The following is a 21,506-nucleotide window of genomic DNA, read 5'->3' as shown; positions in this document are numbered from 1 at the left end:
GGGCACGCATGAGCGTGGACAGTGACGGTACGGAAGACGCGGGCTGGGAGCTCGACCCCGAGGACGAGCAGGGCGCGGCGGTGCTGGCCGCGCTCGGCCGCCAGCTCAGGGCGTGGCGCGAGGAGGCCGGCCTGAGGGCGGCGGACTTCGGCACGGCGGTGGGCTACGGCGAGGACCTGGTCCGCAAGATCGAAGCGGGCAAACGGATCCCGCGCCCGGAGTACCTGGACAAGGCGGACGAGGTCCTCGCGGCGAGGGGCCGGATCGCGGCGATGAAGGTGGACCTGGAACAGGTCCGCTACCCGAAGAAGGTTCGGGACCTCGCGAAGCTGGAGGCGAGGGCGGTGGAGATCGGGGTGTACCGGATCCATGGAATCCACGGGGTTCTACAGACGGAGGCCTACGCCAAGGCTCTGTTCGAAATGCGGCAGCCCGCCTACTCCCAGGACGAGGTGGAACGGTACGTGGCAGCCCGCATGGCCCGGCGTCGCATCTTTGACCGGAAGCCCGCCCCCTCGCTCAGCATCGTCCAGGAAGAGGCGGGCCTACGCCGTCGCATCGGGGGCACAATGGTGTGGCGTGGACAGCTCGAACGTCTGCTGGAGGTGAGCCGGTTGCGTCATGTAGCCCTCCAGGTGATGCCGATCGACTGCGAGGTCCACGCCGGGATGGACGGCGGGATCGAAGTGCTGAAGTTCGGGGACGGCACAGCGGTCGGGCGCTCAGAAGGGGCCTTCGCTGGGCGGCCTGTCACCGACCCCAAGCGACTCCGGATCCTCGAACTGCGCTATGGGATGATCCGAGCCCAGGCGCTCACACCCTTGGAGTCGCGCGGCTTCATCGAGGAACTGCTGGGAGAGACATGATCCACACCTCCGAACTCCACTGGTTCAAGAGCAGCTACAGCGATGGCAGCGAAGGTGACTCCTGCGTCGAGGTTGCCCACACCTGGCACAAGAGCAGTTACAGCGACAGCGGCGACATCAACGACTGCGTCGAGGTCGCCCACACGCCCGCCCTGATCCACGTCCGGGACTCCAAGGACACCGGCCTGCCCCACCTCACCTTCGGCCCCGATGCGTGGAGCGGCTTCGTGTCGGCCGCGCGTGTTACACAATGACCCCTGGCCACAACGGGGGTTGACGTAGCGCGGGGGGTGCCATGCGGGCGGGAGAGCAGCTGGCCGGGCGGTATCGGCTGGATGTGCGGCTCGGGCAGGGCGGCATCGGGGAGGTCTGGCGGGCCTACGACGTCGACCTCGGCCGGGCCGTGGCCGTCAAGGTGCTCCTGGAGTTCGACGCCTCCGACGAACTGCTGCGCCGGTTCCGCCGCGAGGCAGCGATCGGGGCGCGGCTCCAGCACCCCGGGATCACCGTCGTCCACGACATCGGGCAGCACGAGAACCGGCTGTTCATCGTCATGGAGCTGTTGGAGGGCCAGGACCTGGCCCACCTGCTGGCCCGCACCCCCGGGCGCGGGCTGGCGCTGCACGAGGCGATCGGGCTCGCCCTCCAGGCGGCGGAGGCCCTGGCGGCCGCGCACGAGCGCAAGGTGGTCCACCGTGACCTGAAGCCCGCGAACCTCTTCCTCCTCGCCGACGGCCGGCTGAAGATCTGTGACTTCGGCATCGCCCGCACCGCCGACGCGACGGGCGGGCTGACCGTCACCGGCCGGGTGTTCGGGACGCCGTCCTACATGGCGCCCGAGCAGTGGCGGGGCGAGCACGTCGACGCCCGCTGCGACCTGTACGCCCTCGGGTGCGTGCTGCACGCCCTGCTGACGGGTGCGCCGCCGTTCGCGGGCACCGAGCAGGCCTGGGTGTTGATGCGCCGCCACCTGGAGGACGCGCCCGTCGCCCTGGACTCCGTACGGGCGGACGTGCCCGAGGCCCTCGCGGAGCTGGTCTCCGCCCTGCTGGCGAAGGAGCCCGCCGACCGCCCCGACGCCTCGGCCACCGCCGAGCGGCTGCGCGCGCTGCGGGTTCCGGTCCCGGTTCCGGCGGCGGAGCCCGTGGCGGTGCCCGCGCCGCTGTCCGCGACCCGGGTCGACCTCGCGCCGCCGGTCGCGCCGCCGGTCGCGCCGCCGGTCCCGGCTCCGCTCGCGCCGCCGGTGGCCGTGGCGGCGCCGACGACGGCCGTGCCCCCGGCGCCGAACCCCACCCCCGCGCACGCTCCCGGCGGGCGGGGGCCGAGCCGGCGGGCGGTGGTGCTCGGCGGGCTGGCCGCGCTGACGGTCGCGGCCGGCGGGACGGTGGCCGCGCTGCGCTTCACCGGGGACGACGGCAGCGGCGGGGAGTCGCACCGGCTCCAACAGGCGGCGGTGCTCAGCGGGCACGGGTCGTCGGTGGAGTCGGTGGCGTTCAGCCCGGACGGCAGCACCCTCGTCAGCGGTGGCCGCGACGGCACGGTCCGGTTGTGGAACGTCGGCGCGGGCGCGCTCAGCGCGACCTTCCGCCACACCGCGCCCGTGCGGACGGTGGCGTACTCCCCCGACGGGCGCAGGCTGGCGAGCGGCGGTGAGGACCGGGCCGTCGTGCTGTGGGACCTGCCGTCGGGGTCGGTGGCCGCGCGGCTCGTCGAGCACACCGCCTCCGTGCGGTCGGTGGCGTTCGCCCCGGACGGCGGGGTGCTGGCCAGCGCGGGCGCCGACGCCGAGATCCGGCTGTGGGACGTGGCCTCGGGGCGGCGCAAGGAGCTCCTCCCCGGGCACGGCGGCGGGGTCTGGTCGGTGGCGTTCCGCCCCGACGGGGCCGTCCTCGCCAGTGGCGGCGCCGATCGCACGCTCCGGCTGTGGGACGTGCCCAACGCCTCGATGATCAACTCGCTGACCGGGCCCACGGCCGACGTGAACGCGGTGGCGTTCAGCTCCGACGGCGCGATCGTCGCCGGCGCGGGAGGCGGCACCGCGGGACTCCAGGACCAGGGCGGGAACCCGCTCACGGCCACGGAGACGGCCGAGGGGCTCGGGGAGCTGCGCGCCTGGGACGCGTACGCGCACGTCTCCACCGCCACCCGCACCGGGCTGGCCCACCGCGCCGCGTCGATCGCCTTCCGGCCCGGTTCCAAGGCCCTGGCCACGGGCGGTTGGGACAACTCCGTACGCCTGTGGAGCCTGGGCGGGGACCGTACGCCGGCGCCCGCGCGCGGTCACACGGCCCCCGTGTGGTCGGTGGCCTTCTCCCCCGACGGCAAGACCCTCGCCAGTGCCTCCGGGGACGGCACGATCCGCCTGTGGAAGATCGCCTGATGGGACGTGAACGCGAGAGCCTCGACCTGCCCGGCGACCGGGGGTGCCTGCGCTGGGTCCTCGGGGCGCCGCTCGGGCTGATCTACCTCCTGGCCGCCTACGCGTGCTGGATCGCCCTGGTGATGACGCCGGGGTCGCCGTCCCCGTACGACCGGGCGCGCGACGACATCCGGGTGACGGCCGGGATGTCGATCGGGCTGTGCCTGCTGGGGCTGCTGATCACCGCCGTGCCGGTCTTCCACCGCACGCTGGGCCGGTGGTGGTACGCCTTCCCGTTCCTGCTGGCGTCGGTGGCGTTCTGGCGGGCCCAGACGGCCTGAGGGCCCCGGCCCGCGGCCTGGCCCCGGCCGCGGCCCCGGCCCCCGGCCCAGGTGCGGAAACGCCCGCGGCCCCCGCCCGGACGGGGGCGGGGGCCGCGGGGTCGTGGGCGCCGGGATCAGGCGGCGACGGCGACCGGGGTGCGCTCGGCGGGGGCGTCCTCGTCGAGCGGGGAGGACGAGGCGGAGGCGTAGGCCTCCTTGTCGAGGATCCCCTCACGGGCGGAGACGATGACCGGGACGACGGCCTGGCCGGCCACGTTGGTGGCGGTGCGCATCATGTCGAGGATCGGGTCGATCGCCATCAGCAGGCCGACGCCGGCCAGCGGCAGGCCCAGCGTGGACAGGGTCAGCGTGAGCATGACGGTCGCGCCGGTCAGACCGGCCGTGGCGGCGGAGCCGACCACCGAGACGAACGCGATGAGCAGGTACTCCTTGATGCCCAGCTGCACGTCGAAGATGTTCGCGATGAAGATGGCGGCGAGCGCCGGGTAGATCGCGGCGCAGCCGTCCATCTTGGTGGTGGCGCCGAACGGGACGGCGAAGGAGGCGTACTCCTTCGGGACGCCGAGGCGCTCGGTGACCTTCTGGGTGACCGGCATGGTGCCGACCGAGGAGCGGGAGACGAAGGCGAGCTGGATCGCGGGCCAGGCGCCCTTGTAGAACTGGAGCGGGTTGACCTTGGCGACGGTCCACAGCAGCAGCGGGTAGACGCCGAACATCACGAGCGCGGAGCCGATGTAGACGTCGGCGGTGAAGGTCGCGTACTTGCCGATGAGGTCCCAGCCGTACGAGGCGATGGCCGTGCCGATGAGGCCGACGGTGCCGATCGGGGCGAGGCGGATGACCCACCACAGGGCCTTCTGGAGAAGCTCCAGGACGGATTCGGCGAGGTTCAGGACCGGCTGGGCCTTCGAGCCGAGCTGGAGGGCCGCGATGCCGGCGACGGCGGCGAGGAAGACGATCTGGAGGACGTTCAGCTCGGTGAACGGCGTGACGATGTCCTTCGGCACGATGCCGGTCAGGAAGTCGATCCAGGAGCCGGTCCGCTTGGGCTCCTTGCCGTCGGCCGGGGTGAGGCCGGTGCCGGCGCCCGGGTTGGTCAGCAGGCCGATCGCGAGGCCGATGGCGACCGCGATCAGCGAGGTGATCATGAACCAGAGGAGCGTGCGGGAGGCCAGGCGGGCGGCGTTGTTCACCTTCCGCAGGTTGGTGATGGACACCAGGATCGCGAAGAAGACGAGCGGGGCGACGGCCAGCTTCAGCAGCTGGACGAAGATGTCGCCGACCTGCTCCAACGTGGTCTTCAGCCAACTGATGTCCTGGCTGCGGGCGAGCCAGCCGAACAGGACGCCGAGCACGAGACCGGTGACGATCTGGGCCCAGAAGGGGAACTTGAAGCCGGCCTTGGCGGGGGCCTGGGCCTGGGGGGACGCGGACACGGACACTCTCCGGGGGGTGACGCACAGAAGTACGGCGGAAGGTTTCTGCTGGTTCTGCGGGGTGCGGTGCGGCAGCAGCCGGAAAGGGGCCGGGCCGGCCGGGGACCGCTGCTGTGTCGATTCGGTTCGGTACGGGACGGAATCAATGGCAACAGCAACAGGCCGCGGACACGCGGCGGCAGAGGTCGACGTGCAGGCGCCCCACGAGCGGGACGCTCGCGGTCATCGGGTGCGCGGCTGAGGTCAACATGTTGAACACGCTAACACTTCTACTTTGAGAATCTCAAAGTAGTACTTTCAGCCACGGGGTGTACGGGGCCCCCGCCCCGGGTCCGGAAACGCCGAAGCCCCAGCGGAACGGGGGTGTTCCCGTCGCTGGGGCGGTTCGGTGTGTGAGGAAGCTAACCGGTTCCCGGTCAGTTCACGCGGGCGGCGTCGTCGGCCGCGTCCTCCTGGCTGCGGTTCGCGGCGAGCTTCTGCTTCGCACCCGCGACGCGTCCGGAGATCTGCGTGGACATCTCGTCGCGCTGCTTGCGCAGGAGGACGAAGGAGAGCGGGGCGGAGAGCACGAGGGCGAGCAGGACGACCCAGGCGGGGTTGGCCTCGCCCAGGCCGGAGGGCACCCAGCCCAGGTTGACCAGGACGGCGACGAGTACCAGGCATCCGACGAAGATGCCCAGGCGCATCGCGGTGTAGCGGATCGTCGCGCTCGTCTTGAGGGACACGGTGACCCCTTCTCTCTCGTCGTCTACGTGGGCACGTGCCCGTCCAGTGAAGCACGCCGGCCCGGCGCCGCGGCCCGCCGGGGTCAGTGCAGCGGCAGCAGCATCGTGATGTCGTCGCGGTCCTCGCCCGGCGCCACCCGAATGGCGTCGGGCACCCGGCCGACCTCCTTGTAGCCGCACGCGGCGTAGAAGTGCTCCAGCCCGAGGCCGCCCCGGCAGCTCAGCCGGATCGCCTCGACGCCCTCCAGCGAGCGGGCCGCGTCGGCGAGGGCCGCCATCAACGCGCGCCCGTCGCCGCGGCCCTGGCGGGCGGGGTCGACCATGACGGTGTAGGCCCAGACCCAGTGCGTCATCAGGCGGTGGGTGTTGAGCGCGAGGAAGGCGACGGCGGCGACCCGGCCCGCGCCGTCCCGCCCGACGAGCAGCCGGTGGCGGCCCTCGGTCAGCGCGACGAGGTGCTTCAGCAGCTCCGGCCGGACGTCGTCGGCGGTGACGGGCCCGACGAAGCCCACCGCGCCGCCGGCGTTGGTGACGTCGACCCACAGCTCGGCGATGCCGTCGCGCAGGGCGGGGTCGACGACCGGATCGAAGGTGAAGGTAAGGGTCATTCCCCGAGAGTATCCATTACTGGATCCGGGGGCAACGAAAAACCCCGGTCCGCTCGGGACCGGGGTTCCTCGTCGTACGACGTCACGCGACGCCACGCGGCGCCATCTGCCGCCAGGCGCCGGGCGCCGCCGGGGCGTCAGACGCGCATCGCCTGCGGGGTCTCGCGCAGCGAGGCGTCCGGGCCGGGGTACTCGCGGATGACCTCGTAGCGCGTGTTGCGCTCGACGGGACGGAAGCCCGCCTCGCGGATCAGGTCGAGCAGATCCTCGCGGCCCAGCTTGTTCGGGGTGCCGTAGTTGTCGGCGTCGTGCGTGATCTTGTACTCGACGACCGAGCCGTCCATGTCGTCCGCGCCGTGCTGGAGCGCGAGCTGCGCGGTCTGCACGCCGTGCATCACCCAGAAGACCTTGACGTGCGGCACGTTGTCGAAGAGCAGGCGGGAGACGGCGAAGGTCTTCAGGGCCTCCGCGCCCGTGGCCATCGTGGTGCGCGCCTGGAGCTTGTTGCGCACCTTGCCGTCCTGCATGTCCACGAAGTCGTGCTGGTAGCGCAGCGGGATGAAGACCTGGAAGCCGCCGGTCTCGTCCTGGAGCTCGCGCAGCCGCAGCACGTGGTCCACGCGGTGGCGCGGCTCCTCGATGTGCCCGTAGAGCATCGTGGAGGGGGTCTTGAGACCCTTCTCGTGCGCGAGGCGGTGGATGCGCGACCAGTCTTCCCAGTGGGTGTTGTGGTCGACGATGTGCTGCCGGACCTCCCAGTCGAAGATCTCCGCGCCGCCGCCGGTCAGCGACTCCAGGCCGGCCTCGATCAGCTCGTCCAGGATCTCGGACGCCGAGAGACCGGAGATCGTCTCGAAGTGGTGGATCTCGGTGGCGGTGAACGCCTTCAGCGAGACGTTCGGCAGCGCCTCCTTCAGGGCCGACAGGGAGCGCGGGTAGTACCGCCACGGCAGCGTGGGGTGCAGGCCGTTGACGATGTGCAGCTCGGTGAGGTTCTCGTTCTCCATGGCCTTGGCCAGGCGGACGGCCTCCTCGATGCGCATCGTGTACGCGTCCTTCTCGCCCGGCTTGCGCTGGAACGAGCAGTAGGCGCAGGAGGCGGTGCACACGTTCGTCATGTTGAGGTGACGGTTGACGTTGAAGTGGACGACGTCGCCGTTCTTGCGCGTGCGCACCTCGTGGGCCAGACCTCCCAGCCACGCCAGGTCGTCCGACTCGTAGAGGGCGATGCCGTCCTCACGGGTCAGCCGCTCGCCGGAGCGGACCTTCTCCTCCAGCTCACGCTTGAGCCCAGCGTCCATGCCGGTGTCTCCTCTGTCGCCTCTGTGTCCCGACCTGTGTGCAACCGCCACCCACCGTACTCTCAGGCCTCGCCGGGCAGCTCCCCGACCCGGTTCTCCCACTTCGTGGAGAGCACGATGGTCGTGCGGGTGCGCGAGACGCCCTTGGTCCCGGACAGCTTGCGGATGATCTTCTCCAGGCCGTCGACGTCGCCGGCGCGCACCTTGAGCATGTACGAGTCGTCGCCCGCGATGAACCAGCAGTCCTCGATCTCCGCGAGGTCGCGCAGCCGACGGGCCACGTCCTCGTGGTCGGCCGCGTCCGAGAGGGAGATCCCGATCAGCGCGGTGACCCCCATGCCGAGCGAGGCCGAGTCCACGGTCGCCCGGTAGCCGGTGATCACACCGGCGCTCTCCAGTCGGTTGATGCGGTCGGTGACGCTGGGGCCGGAGAGGCCCACGAGACGGCCCAGCTCCGCGTACGAGGCACGACCGTTCTCACGAAGTGCCTGGATGAGCTGCCTGTCCACCGTGTCCATTACGTGGAGCCTTCCATTATTCGGCGTTCCTGCAAGTTTAGGTATAGAATCAAAGGCGCACAGGGTCAACACCCTGTGAATCTTTCAACAGATCAATGACGATCTTCAGGAGTGGTTCACCGTGTACACGATCGAGATGGCCTACGCGCACATGCGACAGCTCCAGGAGCTGGCCAACCGATCCCGCACCGACCAGCCCAGCGCCGCGCACCGCGTCGACAAGACCCGCAAGCCGCGCACCCACAAGAAGCGCTAGTCACGAGGGCGGGCGCTGCCAAGCTCCCCCTCCCAACGGCGGTACAGCCGGTGCGGCACCCCTGCCGCGTCCAGCACCCGCCCCGCGACGAAATCCACCAGATCCTGGATGTGCGTCGCACCCGCGTAGAAGGCCGGAGAGGCGGGCAGCACGACCGCGCCCGCCTCGTCCAGCGCCACCAGATGCCGCAGCGTCTGCCCGTTCAGCGGGGTCTCCCGCACCGCGACCACCAGCCGGCGCCGCTCCTTGAGCGTCACGCTCGCCACCCGCTGGAGCAGGTCCTTCGACAGTCCCAGCGCCACACCGGCCACGCAGGCCGTGGAGGCGGGGACGATCAGCATCCCCTTGACGGGGTACGAGCCCGAACTCGGGCCGGCGGCCAGGTCACCGGCCGCCCAGTGGCGCACGTCCTCCAGTGCGGGCACCTCGAAGGTCCCCGGCTTGCCGTCCGCGCCCCGCCCCAGCCACTCGGCCAGATCCGTACGCCAGTGCGCGTCGCGGAACGCGATCCCCGTCTCGTCCAACAGGGTGAGCCGCGAAGCCCGGCTGACCACCAGGTCGACGCTCTCCCCCGCCGCGAGCAGTCCCCGGACCACCGCCGCCGCGTACGGCGTCCCGGACGCCCCGGAAACCCCGACCACCCACGGGGTGCGCTTGCGCTCAGTCATACCTCCGAGACTATCCGGCCACCCCGAGCGGGCACTCGCTAAGGTGTCCCGGACGTCGGCCCCGGAGGGGGGCGCACGACACACCTCGGGGGGACCAGCACATGAGTACGACCGACGCGGTGCCGGAGTGGAGCCGGATCGAGCGCGCCAAGGCCGCCGGCATGCTGATGCTCGGCTGGGTGGCGCTGCTGTGGGCACTGGAGGGGATCGACCTCGTCACGGGGCACGCCCTGGACCAGTACGGGATCGTGTCCCGCGACCCCGACAGCCTCGGCGGCATCGTGACCGCGGCCTTCCTCCACCTCGGCTTCGACCACGTCGCCTCCAACAGCGTCCCGCTGCTGGTCCTCGGCTTCATCGTGGCCCTGTCCGGGATCCGGCGCTTCCTCGCGGTGGCCGCCCTGATCACCCTGGCGGACGGCATCGGCACCTGGCTGATCTCCCCGTCGGACACCCTGACCCTGGGCGCCTCGGGCGTCGTCTACGGCCTCTTCGGCTACGTGGTGGTGCGCGGGTTCGTCGAACGCCGGGTGCTCGGCATCCTGGTGGGCGTGGCCGTCGGCTTCTACTGGGGCGGATCGTTCCTGCTCGGTCTGCTCCCGACGAACACCATGGTCAGCTGGCAGGGCCACCTGTGCGGCCTGCTCGCCGGCGTGGCGACGGCCCTGTGGTTCCGCCGCCCCGACCGCCGGCCCGCCCGCGGGCCCGTCACCGTCTAGAAGGCCAGGCCCCGCACGATCAGGTCCGCGAGCGCGCACACGAACAGCGCGATCCCGATGAAGCCGTTGACCGTGAAGAAGGCGCGGTTCAGGCGGGACAGGTCGTGCGGCTTGACGATGGTGTGCTCATAGAGGAAGGCCCCCACGACCACCAGCAGGCCGAACCAGAAGAACGCCCCGGCGCCCGTCGCGACCCCGTACCAGACCAGCAGGCCGGTGGTGACGACGTGCGCCCCCCGGGCGCCCCACAGCGCCGCCGGGATGCCGAAGCGGGCCGGCACGGAGCGGACGCCCTCGGCGCGGTCGGCCGCCACGTCCTGGCAGGCGAAGATCAGGTCGAAGCCACCGATCCACACGCCGACCGCGAGGCCGAGGACGACCGCGTCCCACGACCACGTGCCGGTGACGGCCAGCCAGGCCCCGACCGGTCCCATCGCCTGGGCCAGGCCCAGGATGGCGTGCGGGAAGTCCGTGAACCGCTTGCCGTACGGGTAGACCACCATCGGCACGACGGCGATCGGCGCCAGCATCAGGCAGAGCGGGTTGAGCAGCGCGGCCGAGCCGAGGAAGACCACCAGCGCGATCCCCGCGCCGGTCCAGGCGGACCGCACCGACACCGCGCCGGTGACCAGTTCGCGCCCGGCGGTGCGGGGGTTGCGGGAGTCGATCTCCCGGTCGATGATCCGGTTCGCGGCCATGGCGAAGGTCCGCAGGCCCACCATGCAGACGGTGACGAGCAGCAGCTCGCCCCAGTGCATGCGCCCGTCCAGCGTGAACATGGCGGTGAGCGCGGCGATGTAGGCGAAGGGCAGCGCGAAGATCGAGTGCTCGATCATCACGAGCCGCAGGAAGGCCTTCACCTTGCCGTCGGCCCGCGGGGCGGGCGCCGGTCCGGACCCGAGGACTCCCTCGGCGGCCGATGTCATCCGAGGGACCTCCGGAACTGTTCGATCTCGGCCCGCAGGTCCGTCACGGACGCCGAGCCGATCTCCACCTCCAGCGGGGGCGTCCCCTCCGAGGGCGGCGGGACCACCGCGGCGAGGAAGGCGAAGCCCTCGCCGGCCGGGCGCGCGGTCAGGCGCAGCACGTCGTGCGCGGCCACGGTGAGGATCACGGTGGACTCGGCGTCGGGATCGGCGAGCGCGGCCAGCAGCCGGTCGGCGAACGCGTCGGCGTCGGCGTCGGACAGGTCGTCGAGGGCGATCTCACGGCCCTCGCCGTCCGTGCGGTCGGCGATCAGCTGCCACAGGTCGGAGGGGCCGGCGAACTCCTCCGGCGTGACGCCGGCGTGCTTGGCGGCCTCGCGGACGCCCGGCTGCGCGGGGTCGATGGAGGGGCGCACCAGCGCCACGCAGGGGGTGTCGGTTCCGATGAACAGGGCGGGTCCGCCCACGGCGATGGGGCTCACAGGCCGTACTCCTTCCAGCGGCGGTCCACCAGGGCCGCCGTCGCGGGGTCGGACTCCACCATGTCGGGCCAGCCCCCGTCGCGCGTGTAGCCCTCCTCCGGCAGTTTCTTCGTGGCGTCGATGCCCGCCTTGCCGCCCCAGAACTGCTGGTACGAGGCGTGGTCCAGATGGTCCACCGGTCCCTCGACGACGGTGAGGTCGCGGGAGTAGTCGGTGTTGCCCAGGGCCCGCCAGGACACCTCGTGCAGGTCGTGGACGTCGCAGTCCTTGTCCACCACGATGATCAGCTTGGTCAGCGACATCATGTGGGCGCCCCAGATGGCGTGCATGACCTTCTGCGCGTGCTTGGGGTACTTCTTGTCGATCGAGACGATCGCGCAGTTGTGGAAGCCGCCGGACTCCGGCAGGTGGTAGTCCACGATGTCCGGGACGATGATCTTGAGGAGCGGCAGGAAGAAGCGTTCCGTGGCGCGGCCCAGCGGCCCGTCCTCGGTCGGCGGCCGGCCGACGACGATGGACTGGATCAGGGGGCGCTTGCGCATCGTCACGCAGTCGATCTTCAGCGCGGGGAAGGGTTCCTGCGGGGTGTAGAAGCCGGTGTGGTCGCCGAAGGGGCCCTCGGGGAGCATCTCGCCCGGCTCCAGCCAGCCCTCGATGACGACCTCGGCGTTGGCCGGGACCTGGAGGGGGACCGTCTTGCAGTCGACCATCTCGATGCGCTTGCCCGCGACGAACCCGGCGAAGAGGTACTCGTCGATGTCGCCCGGCAGCGGCGCGGTGGAGGCGTAGGTGACGGCGGGCGGGCAGCCGAAGGCGATCGCGACGGGCAGCCGCTCGCCGCGCGCGGCGGCGACGGCGTAGTGGTTGCGGCTGTCCTTGTGGATCTGCCAGTGCATGCCGATGGTGCGCTTGTCGTGGCGCTGGAGGCGGTAGAGACCGAGGTTGCGCACGCCGGTCTCGGGGTGCTTGGTGTGGGTGAGGCCGAGGTTGAAGAAGTCGCCGCCGTCCTTGGGCCAGGTGAAGAGGGCCGGCAGCAGGTCCAGGTCGACGTCGTCGCCGGTGAGGACGACCTCCTGGACGGGCGCGGACTCGCCCTTCACCTTCTTCGGCGGTACGTGGACCATCGAGCCGAGCTTGCCGAAGGCCTCGCGGACGCCGATGAAGCCCTGGGGCAGCTCGGGCTTGAGCAGGCCGCCGATCTTCTCGCTGATCTCGCCGTACGACTTGAGGCCGAGGGCCTTCAGGAGGCGGCGGTCGGTCCCGAAGACGTTCATGGCCAGCGGCATCGCCGAGCCCTTGACGTTCTCGAAGAGCAGGGCCGGACCGCCCGCCTTGTTCACTCTGTCGACGATCTCCCCGACCTCCAGGTACGGGTCGACTTCGGCCTTGATGCGCTTGAGGTCGCCCTCCCGCTCCAGAGCCCGGAGCAGCGAGCGGAGATCGTCGTAAGCCATGGGGCCCAGTATCCGTCACCAACTACCCTGGGGATGTCACCGGGCCCCGTACGGGGCCGCCGCCACTGCCGGGGAGTCGGTCCCACACCGTGCTGCGCTATCTGCCGTTCCTGCTTCTCCTCGCCCTGACCATCTACGCGTTCATCGACTGCCTCAACACCCCCGAGGAAGAGGTGAAGCACCTCCCCAAGGGCGTCTGGGTGCTGATCATCCTGGTGTTCTCGATCGTCGGTCCGGTGGTGTGGCTGTCGGCGGGCAGGAAGCGGGCGGCCGTCGGCGGGGGCGGGGGCGTGTCCCGCGCGGGGCGCGGGCGCCGGCAGCAGTGGGTGGCGCCGGACGACAATCCGGAGTTCCTGAAGTCGCTGGAGAAGGACGAGAAGGACAAGCGGGACGAGGGCGACGAGCGCGGCGAGGGCCACGAGGGCCCGGGCAAGGGCGACCGCGCCTGAGCCGCGGGGCCTTCGGGGGCCCGCGGAGCCGCCGCGCGCGGTCGGGTGGTCAGGCCCGTGAGAAGGCGGCGTAGGAGGCCCTCAGTTCCTCCCGGCGGCTCCCGGACGGCGGCGGCTGCCCGGTCAGTACGGCCTCCAGCCGTTCGAAGCGTTCGTGCCAGTCGGCCAGGCAGTCGAAGCGTTCCTCGTCGGAGCCGCCGCGCTCGTCGAGGAAGCGGATCACCGTCGAGTCGGTGCCCACGGGCTCCAGGTGGAAACGGATCCGCCCCCGCAGGGCGCCGGGGCCGGCGCTCTCGGGGGCGGTGAGGGTGTATTCGGCGACGCGCTCGACGTCCCAGGCGGTGATCCGCCCGGTGGACGCCTCCGCGCCGTCCGACCGGCGCAGGGTGACCTCCCCGCCGAGCCGGTGCTCGGGCACCTCGGCCTCCGCCAGCCAGCCGCGCAACCCCTGCGGGGTGGTCAGGGCGGGCCACAGGGCCTCGTAGGCGAACGGCAGGTGCACCTCGAAGCGGACGTCCCAGCGGCCCGGGCCGTGCGGGGTGCTGGTGGTATGGCTCACGGGAGACATACCACCAGCGTCCCACCGTCGCGGGTCAGACGCCCGCGTAGGAGTGCTTGCCGCTGAGCAGGATGTTCACGCCGTAGTAGTTCCAGATCCAGCAGGCGAACGCGAACAGCGCGAGGTAGGCGGCCTTGCGGCCCTTCCAGCCGGCGGTGGCGCGCGCGTGCAGGTAGCAGGCGTAGGCCACCCAGGTCACGAAGGACCAGACCTCCTTGGGGTCCCAGCCCCAGTAGCGGCCCCAGGCGTCGCCCGCCCAGATGGCGCCGGCGACGATGGTGAAGGTCCACAGCGGGAAGACCGCCGCGTTGATCCGGTACGAGAACTTGTCGAGCGAGGCGGCGGAGGGCAGCCGCTCCATCACCGAGGTGCGGAAACGTCCCGGCGTGCCGCCGGCCTCCAGGGTGCTCTCGTAGCCGTCGCGGAAGAGGTAGAGCACCGCGCCGGCCGCGCCGATGTAGAAGACGGCGCCGCAGAAGATGGCGGTCGAGACGTGGATCCACAGCCAGTACGAGTGCAGGGCGGGGACCAGCTGGTCGCTCTCGGTGTAGAGCCAGGTGGTGGCGACGCCGAGGTCCAGCAGGACGGTCGTGACCAGGATCAGACCGAGCCAGCGCACGTTCTTCCCCAGCGCCAGGAGCAGCAGGTAGGTGCCGACGGCGACCGTGGAGAAGGTCACCGAGAACTCGTACATGTTGCCCCAGGGGGCCCGCTCGACGGACATCGCGCGGGTGACCACACCGCCCGCCTCGATGAGGAAGCCGAGGACGGTCAGGGAGACCGCGATGCGCCCGTACAGGTCGCCCTTCTCGGTGCCGCCGGCCGCGCCCGGACCGTCGGGCACGTCACGGGTGCCGGCGGCGGAGCGGGTGACGACCTTCGGCTTGTCGAGGACGGCGGTGCCCCCGCCCTTCGTCCGCACCCGCACGGCGGGGGCGCCGGCGGCGGACCGGTCGGCCGTCAGCGCGGCGGCCGTACGGCCCACCTTGCTGCGGCTGCCGAAGACCCACTCGGTGATGTGCGCGAGGAAGGCGAGCGTGTAGACCGCCATCGACGCGTACACCAGCTTGTTGCTGAGCTCGGCCAAGCTCTCGTTGGCCGCGGCCGCGAGCAGCGTCATCCGCGCTCTCCTTCTCGGTTTGCCGGGACTTCTTCATCGGGGTTCGGGGACGCGTCGGGCGCCGACGGCGCCCGCTCGTACAGGTCGGCGGACAGCGCCGAGAGTTCCTCGGGCAGCTTCGCGGACTCGCTGCGGCCCAGACCGGCCATCTCCACGACCGTCACACCGTCCTCGCCGCGCACCGCGCGGACCCAGACGCGGCGGCGCTGGATGAACAGGGAGGCGGCGAGGCCGCCGATGGCGGCGATGGCGCCGCCCAGCGCCAGGCCGTTGGCGGGCTGCTGGGTGACGGAGAAGGTCGCCCAGCGCTCGATGCCCTCGAACTTGACGACGCCCTCCCCGCCGGGGAGCTCCATGGTCTCGCCGGGCAGCATCCGCTTCTTGAACAGCTGCCCGTCGGTGTCCTTGAACTCCTGCATCTTGGAGGTGTTCAGCTGGTACACGTTCTGCGGCAGGCCGGAGTCGACGCCGAGGCTGCCGTGGTAGGCGCTGAGCGCGAGGACGGGGAAGTCCAGGGCCGGGAACTGCGAGAGCATGGTGCCCTGACCGGCGCCCGCGAACGTCGGCACGAACATGGCGTTGAAGCCGAGCTGTTCCTTGTCGCCGTTCTTGTTGCGGTAGCCGTCGGTGACCTTGACGGCGCCGGAGGAGCTGAGGTTGGAGTCGAAGGGCAGCATCGGCACGGCGTCCTTGTAGATCACCTTGCCGGTGGAGTCGGTCACCGAGATGACCGGCGCGTAGCCGTGGCCCAGCAGGTAGACCTTGGAGCCGTCGATCTCCAGGGGCTTGTTGACCTCGATCTCGGCCTTCCTCGGCTCCCCGTGCGCGCCCTCGCTGTAGGTGACGTACGCCTTGAAGTCGCGCGGGGTGCCCTTCTGCGGGCCGGTCTTCTCGTAGCTCGCGTCGAAGCGGTCGAGGGTGAAGGAGAACGGCGGCAGGTCGTCGGCGGAGAAGAGGCTGCCGGACTTGAAGTCGTCGTACTGGGTGAGCGTGTTCGCGAAGCCCTTGCCGCGCAGGACGAGCTTGCCGCCCTCGGACTTGAACAGCTGGCCGCAGGCGAAGGCCACCAGCATCACGATCAGGGCGATGTGGAAGGCCAGGTTCCCGGCCTCGCGCAGGTAGCCCTTCTCGGCGGCGACGGCGTCGGCGCGCGCCTCCGTGCGGAAGCGGCGTCCGCCGAGCACGGTCTTCGCCGAGGCGAGGACCTCCTCGGGGGCCTTGTCGGTGCGCCAGCTCGTGTAGGCGGGCAGCCGGTCCAGGCGGCGGGGCGCGCCCGGCGGGCGGCCCGTGAGCTGGCCGACGAACTGCCAGGTGCGCGGGACGATGCAGCCGATCAGCGACACGAACAGCAGGATGTAGATCGCGGAGAACCACACCGAGCTGTAGACGTCGAAGAGCTGGAGCTTCTCCGCGACCGGCACCCAGAAGGAGTGGTCCTTCTTCCACTGGGCCACCTTCATCGCGTCGACCTGGGTCTGCGGGACGAGGGAGCCGGGGATGGAGCCGAGGGAGAGCAGGAACAGCAGGATCAGTGCCACCCGCATGGAGGTCAGCTGGCGCCAGAACCAGCGGGCCCAGCCGATGACGCCGATGCCGACGGGGGCGGCGGGGCCGTCCTCGACGGGGGCGGTGGACAGTTGTGCCCCGGCCGCGGCCTCGGTGTCCGCCTCGGCGGTGGACGTGTGCGGCGCCTCGGGGGACGCCTTGTCGGTCGTACTCATGTCCCTGTAGTCCTCAGATCCCCACCGTGAAGCCTTGGGTCCAGCCCTGCATCTCGCCCACGATGCTGTCCCACGTTCCTGTGACGAGCAGCAGGCCGGTCACGATCAGCATGCCGCCGCCGATCCTCATCACCCACGCATAGTGCTTCTTCACCCAGCCGAAAGCACCGAGCGCCTTGCGGAAGGCGATCGCGGCGAGGATGAAGGGCAGGCCCAGGCCGAAGCAGTAGACGACCATGAGCAGCGCGCCGCGCGCGGCGCTGGCGTCGTCGAGGGAGATGGCGAGCGTGTTCACGGCGGCGAGGGTGGGCCCCATGCAGGGGGTCCAGCCGATGCCGAAGAGCACGCCGAGCACGGGCGCGCCGAGCAGGCCCGCCGTCGGCTTCCGGTGGAAGCGGAACTCGCGCATCGTCAGGCCCGGGATCGCGCCCATGAAGAACAGGCCGAGGAGGATCACCAGGCCGCCGAGGACCCGGGTGATGACGTCCTTGTTCTCGCCCTGGAAGACGTCGCCGAACTGGCCGAAGAGCGCGCCGGTCGACACGAACACGGCGGTGAACCCGAGGATGAACAGGCCCGCGCCGGCCGCCATCCGGCCGCGCCGGGCCTCGGCGAGGTCGGCTCCGCCTATGCCGGTCACGTAGGAGAGGTAGCCGGGGACCAGGGGGAGCACGCAGGGGGAGAAGAAGGAGACCAGGCCCGCGAGCAGCGCGATCGGCAGGGCCAGCAGCAGTCCGCCGCTCAGGACGGTCGTGTTCACGCCGGTCTCGGCGGCGAGCAGGAGGTGCGGGTGCGGGTCCACGAGGTCACTGCTCCGCGAGGAGCGGGTCGATCATCGAGCGCAGCTGCTCCTCGTTGACCGCGACCAGGGTGCGGGCGGCGATCTTGCCCTCCTTGTCGAGGACGATCGTGGAGGGGATGGACTGCGCGTTCAGGGTGCCCTTGGGGAAGCGCAGCATCAGCTTGCCGTCGGGGTCGTACAGGCTCGGGTAGGTGATCCCGAAGTTCTGCTCGAACGAGGCGGCGTTCTGCTTGCTGTTGTCGCGGGTGTTCAGCCCGACGAAGGCGACGTCCTTGCCGGCGTCGGCCAGCTCCTTGGAGACCTTCGCGAAGTACGGGGCCTCGGCGCGGCACGGCGGGCACCAGGAGCCCCAGACGTTGAGGACGACGACCTTGCCCTTGAGGGTGGTGGTGTCGAGCGTCTTGCCGTCGACGGTCTCGCCGTCGAGCTTGGGGGCGTCCACGCGGTCGGCCTTGGAGACGGTGGAGATGCCGCTGGGGCCGGTCACGTAGTTGCCGCCGGCGGAGCCGGACGGTTTGCTGCCGCTGCCCGAATCGCCGCACGCCGTAAGGGTCAGGGCGCTCGCGAGGGTCACCGCGGTCAGCAGGATGGCGCGGCCGCTGGTCGAGCGGCGGCGTCGGGGGGCGCGGCTAAGGCTCATGTGAAAAGTTTCGCATGAGCGATTTGCGGATCTTCCGCACCCCCCGACGGGATGTTAAGGCGCTGGTCAGGTAAGGCTCAGGCGGCGAAGAGGTAGCCGGCCCAGCCGCCGGTGGGCGTCTGACCGGGTGCGAGGGCGCACAGGCGGGCCAGGACCTTCGGGTCCTGGACGTCCAGCCAGTCGACCAACTGCCGGAAGGATACGAGCCTTACATCCCTTTTGTCTGACATGGCCTTGAGGGCCTCCTCGACCGCGTCCATGTAGATGCCCCCGTTCCACTCCTCGAAGTGGTTGCCGATGAACAGGGGCGCGCGGTTGGTCTCGTAGGCGCGACGGAAGCCGCCGAGGTAGGTGGCGACGGCCTGGGCGCGCCAGGCCGGGTAGTGGGCGGGGACGCCCCGCGTGCTGCTCCTCGACTGGTTGGCGAGGATGTTGTAGTCCATCGACAGCACCTCGAAGGAGTGCCCGGGAAAGGGCAGGGACTGGAGGGGCAGGTCCCAGATCCCCTCCTTGCGCACCGGCCACCGCTGGAGGCCGCCGGGCGAACTGGCGTCGTAGCGCCAGCCCAGCTCGCGGGCGGCGATCAACAGGGCCTCCTGGCCGAGCAGGCAGGGGGCCCGGGAGCCGATCAGCTCGCGGTGGTAGTCGAAGGGGAGCGGCGGCAGGTCGGTGAAGCCGGTGTGGGTGCGCCAGTTGGTGACGAACGACACGGCCTGGTCGATCTCGCTGCGCCACTCCCGCGGGGACCAGCGGGCGACGGAGCCGGAGCCGGCGCAGAAGTGCCCGTTGAAGTGGGTGCCGATCTCGTGGCCGTCGAGCCAGGCCTCGCGGACGTGGGTGAGGGTGGCGCGGACGTTGCCGTCCTTGAGGTAGCCGATGTCGGAGGCGCCGACGGGGTTGTTCGGCGGGGCGTAGAGGTGCCGCTTCGACTCGGGCAGGAGGTAGAGCCCGGAGAGGAAGAAGGTCATGGCCGCGCCGTGGTCCCTGGCCAGCTTCAGGAAGCGGGGGAAGAGGCCGTTGCCGACCTCGCCCGCGCCGTCCCAGCTGAAGACGACGAACTGGGGCGGGGTCTCGCCCCGCTGGAGCGGGACGGGGCGGTCGGGCTGGTGGGGTTGGGGGCCGGTGTCGGCGGTGGATCCGTCGCCGATCGCCTTGACGGGCGCACCGCCCCCGGGCGCGGCCGGCCGGCCCGTTCCGGACGGTCCGCCGCCGGCGCCGACCGTGCAGCCGGCGACCCCGACCCCGATCGCGGCGGCGGCGCCCCCGACTCCGAGACCGAGGACTCCCCTACGACTGAACCCGCATCCCTCGCTCATGAAATGTCATATAAGCGGACATTCCAGTGAAATCGAGGTGCCGCGTCGGCATCGCGGAGAACTTGTATGAAATTTGGGAGTCCGCCGAGAACGGCGAGAGCGGAGAGAGCGGAGAGGAACCCGGCGGCGCAGCGGCCGCGCACGGCGCGGGGCCCGGGGGCACCGCCCCCGGAAACCCCGCCGCGACCGGGCCGTCCCTCCCGGAGACGACCTACGCGCCGAAGGCCTTCGACTTGCCCTTCACCGGCTTGGCCCCGGCCAGCAGGTGCGCCGGCACCAGGTCCCGCGCCGGCTCGCTGTACCCCACCGACACCAGCTTGTCGCCCTGGTACGTGAACGAGGTCAGCGAGGCCAACGTGCACTGCCGGCGCCGCGGGTCGTGCCACAGCCGCCGCTTCTCCGCGAAGCTCCGCACGATCCAGATCGGCAGCTGGTGGCTGACCGCCACCGCTTCGTGCCCGCGCGCCGCGTCCCGCGCCGCCTCGATCGCGCTCATCATCCGCACGACCTGCTCCACGTACGGCTCGCCCCACGACGGCTTGAACGGGTTCGTCAGGTGCTTCCAGTTGCCCGGCTTGCGCAGCGCCCCGTCACCGACGCCGAAGGTCTTGCCCTCGAAGACGTTGCCCGCCTCGATCAGCCGGCCGTCGGTCGCCAGGTCCAGCCCGTGCGCCTTCGCGATCGGCGTGGCCGTCTCCTGCGCCCGCTCCAGCGGGGAGGCCACCACGTGCGTGACGTCCCGGTCCTGGAGGTGCTCGGCGACCCGGTCGGCCATCTGCCGGCCCAGCTCCGAGAGGTGGTAGCCCGCGCGGCGCCCGTAGAGCACGCCGTCGGGGTTGTGCACCTCTCCGTGCCGCATCAGGTGGACGACGGTGATGTCGCTCATGCCGTCGCCTCCGCCGCGGCGCGGGCGGCGGCCGGCAGCGCCGCCGCGATCCGCTCGACCGCCCGCTCGTCGTGGGCCGTGGACACGAACCAGGACTCGAACGCCGACGGCGGCAGGTACACGCCCTGCGCCAGCATCGAGTGGAAGAACGCGTTGAAGCGGAAGCCCTCCTGGGTCTTCGCCTCGTCGTAGTTGCGGACCGCGTCCGCCGTGAAGAACACGGAGAACATGTTGGACGCCGTCTGGAGCCGGTGGGCCACGCCCTCCTTGGCCAGCGCCCCCGTCACCAGGCCCTGGATCTCCTTCGAGACCGCGTCGACCTTCTCGTACGCCGCCGCGTCCAGCAGCCGCAGCTGCGCGAGGCCCGCGGCGGTGGCGATCGGGTTACCGGAGAGCGTGCCCGCCTGGTAGACCGGACCGGCCGGGGCCAGGTGGCCCATGACGTCGGCGCGACCGCCGAACGCCGCCGCCGGGAAGCCGCCGCCCATGACCTTGCCGAAGGTCATCAGGTCGGGCTTGACCCCGTCGACGCCGTACCAGCCGGCCCGCGAGGTGCGGAAACCGGTCATGACCTCGTCGGAGATGTACAGCGCGCCGTTCTCGCGGCACAGGTCGGCCAGACCCTGGTTGAAGCCCTCGCCCGGGGTCACGACGCCCATGTTGCCCGGCGCGGCCTCGGTGATGACGCAGGCGATCTCACCGGGGTGCGCGGCGAACGCCGCCCGCACCGCTTCGAGGTCGTTGTAGGGGAGCACGATCGTGTCGCCGGCCTGCGCGCCCGTCACCCCGGGGGTGTCGGGCAGCGCGAAGGTCGCCAGACCGGAACCGGCGGCGGCCAACAGCGCGTCGACATGACCGTGGTAGCAGCCGGCGAACTTGACGACCTTGGCGCGGCCGGTGAATCCGCGCGCCAGCCGGATCGCCGACATGGTCGCCTCGGTGCCGGAGGACACCAGGCGCACCTGCTCGACGGGCTCGATGCGGGCGACGATCTCCTCGGCCAGCGCGACCTCGCCCTCACCGGGCGTGCCGAAGGACGTACCGCGGGCGACGGCGGCCTGGACGGCCTCGATCACCTCGGGGTGCGAGTGGCCGAGAATCATCGGTCCCCACGAGCAGACGAGGTCGACGTACTCCCGCCCGTCGGCATCGGTCAGGTACGGACCGGTGCCGGACACCATGAACCGGGGCGTACCGCCCACGGCACGGAAGGCGCGGACGGGAGAGTTCACGCCGCCGGGGGTCACGAGGGACGCGCGCTCGAAGAGCGTCTGCGAAACTGGGGCTTCATACGGGTACGGGTAGCTCACACCAGCCATGGTCTCAGAGGCCGCGACAGACTTGCGGGCGG

The 21,506-nt window shown here is 71.1% G+C and carries 24 protein-coding genes; 7 read left to right on the top strand and 17 right to left on the bottom strand.

Features of this window, described 5'->3' with window-relative positions; all coding sequences use genetic code 11:
* The first annotated feature begins 8 nt into the window (after positions 1-8).
* The 4 genes from AB0D01_RS32360 to AB0D01_RS32345 are packed head-to-tail and all read left to right on the top strand — an operon-like array spanning position 9 to position 3,566.
* Entirely contained in the window at positions 9-866 is an 858-nt protein-coding gene (locus AB0D01_RS32360; RefSeq protein ID WP_363061542.1) for a helix-turn-helix transcriptional regulator, read from the top strand.
* Positions 863-1,120 carry a DUF397 domain-containing protein gene (locus AB0D01_RS32355; protein ID WP_363061540.1) on the top strand — a complete coding sequence of 86 codons (258 nt, stop codon included), beginning with the start codon at positions 863-865 and terminating at the stop codon, positions 1,118-1,120. Before AB0D01_RS32360 ends, AB0D01_RS32355 begins: the two co-directional genes overlap by 4 nt.
* Positions 1,121-1,161: 41 nt before the next feature.
* A complete protein-coding gene (locus AB0D01_RS32350; RefSeq protein WP_363061538.1) occupies positions 1,162-3,246 on the top strand; it encodes a serine/threonine-protein kinase in 2,085 nt (694 codons plus the stop codon).
* Entirely contained in the window at positions 3,246-3,566 is a 321-nt protein-coding gene (locus AB0D01_RS32345) for a hypothetical protein (protein ID WP_363061536.1), read from the top strand. Before AB0D01_RS32350 ends, AB0D01_RS32345 begins: the two co-directional genes overlap by 1 nt.
* Before the next feature lie 116 nt (positions 3,567-3,682).
* Here the strand turns inward: AB0D01_RS32345 and AB0D01_RS32340 are convergent, their stop codons facing one another.
* The 5 genes from AB0D01_RS32340 to AB0D01_RS32320 all read right to left on the bottom strand — a co-directional run bounded on the left by AB0D01_RS32340 (position 3,683) and on the right by AB0D01_RS32320 (position 8,157).
* Positions 3,683-5,005, bottom strand: a complete 1,323-nt coding sequence (locus AB0D01_RS32340) for a dicarboxylate/amino acid:cation symporter (protein ID WP_363061534.1) — start codon at positions 5,003-5,005, stop codon at positions 3,683-3,685.
* 416 nt (positions 5,006-5,421) lie between these two features.
* Complete coding sequence (locus AB0D01_RS32335) at positions 5,422-5,730, bottom strand: DUF4229 domain-containing protein (protein ID WP_363061532.1); 309 nt, start codon at positions 5,728-5,730, stop codon at positions 5,422-5,424.
* Positions 5,731-5,813: 83 nt separating this feature from the next.
* On the bottom strand, positions 5,814-6,338 hold the full coding sequence (locus AB0D01_RS32330) for a GNAT family N-acetyltransferase (RefSeq protein ID WP_363061530.1): 525 nt from the start codon (positions 6,336-6,338) through the stop codon (positions 5,814-5,816).
* Between the two features lie 137 nt (positions 6,339-6,475).
* Complete coding sequence (mqnE, locus tag AB0D01_RS32325) at positions 6,476-7,639, bottom strand: aminofutalosine synthase MqnE (RefSeq protein WP_363061528.1); 1,164 nt, start codon at positions 7,637-7,639, stop codon at positions 6,476-6,478.
* A gap of 62 nt (positions 7,640-7,701) precedes the next feature.
* A complete protein-coding gene (locus AB0D01_RS32320; protein ID WP_363061526.1) occupies positions 7,702-8,157 on the bottom strand; it encodes an Lrp/AsnC family transcriptional regulator in 456 nt (151 codons plus the stop codon).
* A gap of 121 nt (positions 8,158-8,278) precedes the next feature.
* On the opposite strand from AB0D01_RS32320, the gene AB0D01_RS32315 reads away from it, so the two are divergent.
* Positions 8,279-8,413: a hypothetical protein gene (locus AB0D01_RS32315; RefSeq protein ID WP_363061524.1), complete on the top strand. Its 135-nt coding sequence runs from the start codon at positions 8,279-8,281 to the stop codon at positions 8,411-8,413.
* Here AB0D01_RS32315 and AB0D01_RS32310 read toward each other — a convergent pair.
* On the bottom strand, positions 8,410-9,081 hold the full coding sequence (locus AB0D01_RS32310; protein ID WP_363061522.1) for a UbiX family flavin prenyltransferase: 672 nt from the start codon (positions 9,079-9,081) through the stop codon (positions 8,410-8,412). The two genes, AB0D01_RS32315 and AB0D01_RS32310, sit on opposite strands and share 4 nt — an antisense overlap.
* A gap of 101 nt (positions 9,082-9,182) precedes the next feature.
* Between AB0D01_RS32310 and AB0D01_RS32305 the strand changes: the two genes are divergently transcribed.
* Positions 9,183-9,800, top strand: coding sequence for a rhomboid family intramembrane serine protease (locus AB0D01_RS32305; RefSeq protein ID WP_363061519.1), 618 nt, complete (start codon positions 9,183-9,185; stop codon positions 9,798-9,800).
* Here the strand turns inward: AB0D01_RS32305 and mqnP are convergent.
* From mqnP to AB0D01_RS32290, 3 genes are read right to left on the bottom strand one after another with little or no spacing between them, the layout of a single operon-like run.
* Positions 9,797-10,726: a menaquinone biosynthesis prenyltransferase MqnP gene (mqnP, locus tag AB0D01_RS32300; RefSeq protein WP_363061518.1), complete on the bottom strand. Its 930-nt coding sequence runs from the start codon at positions 10,724-10,726 to the stop codon at positions 9,797-9,799. The two genes, AB0D01_RS32305 and mqnP, sit on opposite strands and share 4 nt — an antisense overlap.
* The gene (locus AB0D01_RS32295; RefSeq protein WP_363061514.1) at positions 10,723-11,208 is read right to left on the bottom strand and encodes a hypothetical protein; all 486 of its coding nucleotides are present in this window, start codon (positions 11,206-11,208) and stop codon (positions 10,723-10,725) included. The genes mqnP and AB0D01_RS32295 overlap by 4 nt, the downstream gene beginning before the upstream one ends.
* A complete protein-coding gene (locus AB0D01_RS32290) occupies positions 11,205-12,662 on the bottom strand; it encodes a menaquinone biosynthesis decarboxylase (protein ID WP_363061512.1) in 1,458 nt (485 codons plus the stop codon). The genes AB0D01_RS32295 and AB0D01_RS32290 overlap by 4 nt, the downstream gene beginning before the upstream one ends.
* 89 nt (positions 12,663-12,751) lie before the next feature.
* Between AB0D01_RS32290 and AB0D01_RS32285 the strand changes: the two genes are divergently transcribed.
* Positions 12,752-13,111, top strand: coding sequence for a PLD nuclease N-terminal domain-containing protein (locus AB0D01_RS32285; RefSeq protein WP_363061510.1), 360 nt, complete (start codon positions 12,752-12,754; stop codon positions 13,109-13,111).
* 49 nt (positions 13,112-13,160) lie between these two features.
* Here AB0D01_RS32285 and AB0D01_RS32280 read toward each other — a convergent pair whose 3' ends face one another.
* From AB0D01_RS32280 to hemL, 8 genes are all read right to left on the bottom strand, one after another.
* The gene (locus AB0D01_RS32280) at positions 13,161-13,679 is read right to left on the bottom strand and encodes an SRPBCC domain-containing protein (RefSeq protein WP_363061509.1); all 519 of its coding nucleotides are present in this window, start codon (positions 13,677-13,679) and stop codon (positions 13,161-13,163) included.
* 25 nt (positions 13,680-13,704) lie between these two features.
* The gene (gene ccsB / locus AB0D01_RS32275; RefSeq protein WP_363061507.1) at positions 13,705-14,790 is read right to left on the bottom strand and encodes a c-type cytochrome biogenesis protein CcsB; all 1,086 of its coding nucleotides are present in this window, start codon (positions 14,788-14,790) and stop codon (positions 13,705-13,707) included.
* A complete protein-coding gene (locus AB0D01_RS32270; protein WP_363061505.1) occupies positions 14,787-16,511 on the bottom strand; it encodes a cytochrome c biogenesis protein ResB in 1,725 nt (574 codons plus the stop codon). The genes ccsB and AB0D01_RS32270 overlap by 4 nt, the downstream gene beginning before the upstream one ends.
* A gap of 13 nt (positions 16,512-16,524) precedes the next feature.
* The gene (locus tag AB0D01_RS32265; RefSeq protein ID WP_363061606.1) at positions 16,525-17,292 is read right to left on the bottom strand and encodes a cytochrome c biogenesis protein CcdA; all 768 of its coding nucleotides are present in this window, start codon (positions 17,290-17,292) and stop codon (positions 16,525-16,527) included.
* A gap of 25 nt (positions 17,293-17,317) precedes the next feature.
* Entirely contained in the window at positions 17,318-17,953 is a 636-nt protein-coding gene (locus tag AB0D01_RS32260; protein WP_363061503.1) for a TlpA disulfide reductase family protein, read from the bottom strand.
* Between the two features lie 77 nt (positions 17,954-18,030).
* Complete coding sequence (locus tag AB0D01_RS32255; protein ID WP_363061501.1) at positions 18,031-19,269, bottom strand: hypothetical protein; 1,239 nt, start codon at positions 19,267-19,269, stop codon at positions 18,031-18,033.
* A gap of 211 nt (positions 19,270-19,480) precedes the next feature.
* Positions 19,481-20,155 (bottom strand): histidine phosphatase family protein, encoded by a 675-nt coding sequence (locus AB0D01_RS32250; protein ID WP_363061499.1) that lies wholly within the window; start codon positions 20,153-20,155, stop codon positions 19,481-19,483.
* On the bottom strand, positions 20,152-21,474 hold the full coding sequence (hemL, locus tag AB0D01_RS32245) for a glutamate-1-semialdehyde 2,1-aminomutase (RefSeq protein ID WP_363061498.1): 1,323 nt from the start codon (positions 21,472-21,474) through the stop codon (positions 20,152-20,154). Before hemL ends, AB0D01_RS32250 begins: the two co-directional genes overlap by 4 nt.
* Between the last annotated feature and the right edge of the window lie 32 nt (positions 21,475-21,506).

Origin of the sequence: Streptomyces sp. NPDC048606 (assembly GCF_040650855.1) — a bacterium.
In the GTDB taxonomy this organism is placed as follows: Bacteria; Actinomycetota; Actinomycetes; order Streptomycetales; family Streptomycetaceae; genus Streptomyces.
The sequence above is the reverse complement of the archived record's forward strand: the minus strand, read 5'-3'. Positions and strand labels throughout refer to the sequence as shown.

What these genes read in the sequence shown, in the direction of transcription:
- mqnP (WP_363061518.1), bottom strand. Translation starts at nt 10,726, where the DNA reads ATGACATCGGCCGCCGAGGGAGTCCTCGGGTCCGGACCGGCGCCCGCC.
- AB0D01_RS32345 (WP_363061536.1), top strand. Translation starts at nt 3,246, where the DNA reads ATGGGACGTGAACGCGAGAGCCTCGACCTGCCCGGCGACCGGGGGTGC.
- mqnE (WP_363061528.1), bottom strand. Translation starts at nt 7,639, where the DNA reads ATGGACGCTGGGCTCAAGCGTGAGCTGGAGGAGAAGGTCCGCTCCGGC.
- hemL (WP_363061498.1), bottom strand. Translation starts at nt 21,474, where the DNA reads ATGGCTGGTGTGAGCTACCCGTACCCGTATGAAGCCCCAGTTTCGCAG.
- ccsB (WP_363061507.1), bottom strand. Translation starts at nt 14,790, where the DNA reads ATGACGCTGCTCGCGGCCGCGGCCAACGAGAGCTTGGCCGAGCTCAGC.
- AB0D01_RS32330 (WP_363061530.1), bottom strand. Translation starts at nt 6,338, where the DNA reads ATGACCCTTACCTTCACCTTCGATCCGGTCGTCGACCCCGCCCTGCGC.
- AB0D01_RS32255 (WP_363061501.1), bottom strand. Translation starts at nt 19,269, where the DNA reads ATGAGCGAGGGATGCGGGTTCAGTCGTAGGGGAGTCCTCGGTCTCGGA.
- AB0D01_RS32310 (WP_363061522.1), bottom strand. Translation starts at nt 9,081, where the DNA reads ATGACTGAGCGCAAGCGCACCCCGTGGGTGGTCGGGGTTTCCGGGGCG.
- AB0D01_RS32280 (WP_363061509.1), bottom strand. Translation starts at nt 13,679, where the DNA reads ATGTCTCCCGTGAGCCATACCACCAGCACCCCGCACGGCCCGGGCCGC.
- AB0D01_RS32250 (WP_363061499.1), bottom strand. Translation starts at nt 20,155, where the DNA reads ATGAGCGACATCACCGTCGTCCACCTGATGCGGCACGGAGAGGTGCAC.
- AB0D01_RS32355 (WP_363061540.1), top strand. Translation starts at nt 863, where the DNA reads ATGATCCACACCTCCGAACTCCACTGGTTCAAGAGCAGCTACAGCGAT.
- AB0D01_RS32350 (WP_363061538.1), top strand. Translation starts at nt 1,162, where the DNA reads ATGCGGGCGGGAGAGCAGCTGGCCGGGCGGTATCGGCTGGATGTGCGG.
- AB0D01_RS32270 (WP_363061505.1), bottom strand. Translation starts at nt 16,511, where the DNA reads ATGAGTACGACCGACAAGGCGTCCCCCGAGGCGCCGCACACGTCCACC.
- AB0D01_RS32305 (WP_363061519.1), top strand. Translation starts at nt 9,183, where the DNA reads ATGAGTACGACCGACGCGGTGCCGGAGTGGAGCCGGATCGAGCGCGCC.
- AB0D01_RS32260 (WP_363061503.1), bottom strand. Translation starts at nt 17,953, where the DNA reads ATGAGCCTTAGCCGCGCCCCCCGACGCCGCCGCTCGACCAGCGGCCGC.
- AB0D01_RS32320 (WP_363061526.1), bottom strand. Translation starts at nt 8,157, where the DNA reads ATGGACACGGTGGACAGGCAGCTCATCCAGGCACTTCGTGAGAACGGT.
- AB0D01_RS32290 (WP_363061512.1), bottom strand. Translation starts at nt 12,662, where the DNA reads ATGGCTTACGACGATCTCCGCTCGCTGCTCCGGGCTCTGGAGCGGGAG.
- AB0D01_RS32360 (WP_363061542.1), top strand. Translation starts at nt 9, where the DNA reads ATGAGCGTGGACAGTGACGGTACGGAAGACGCGGGCTGGGAGCTCGAC.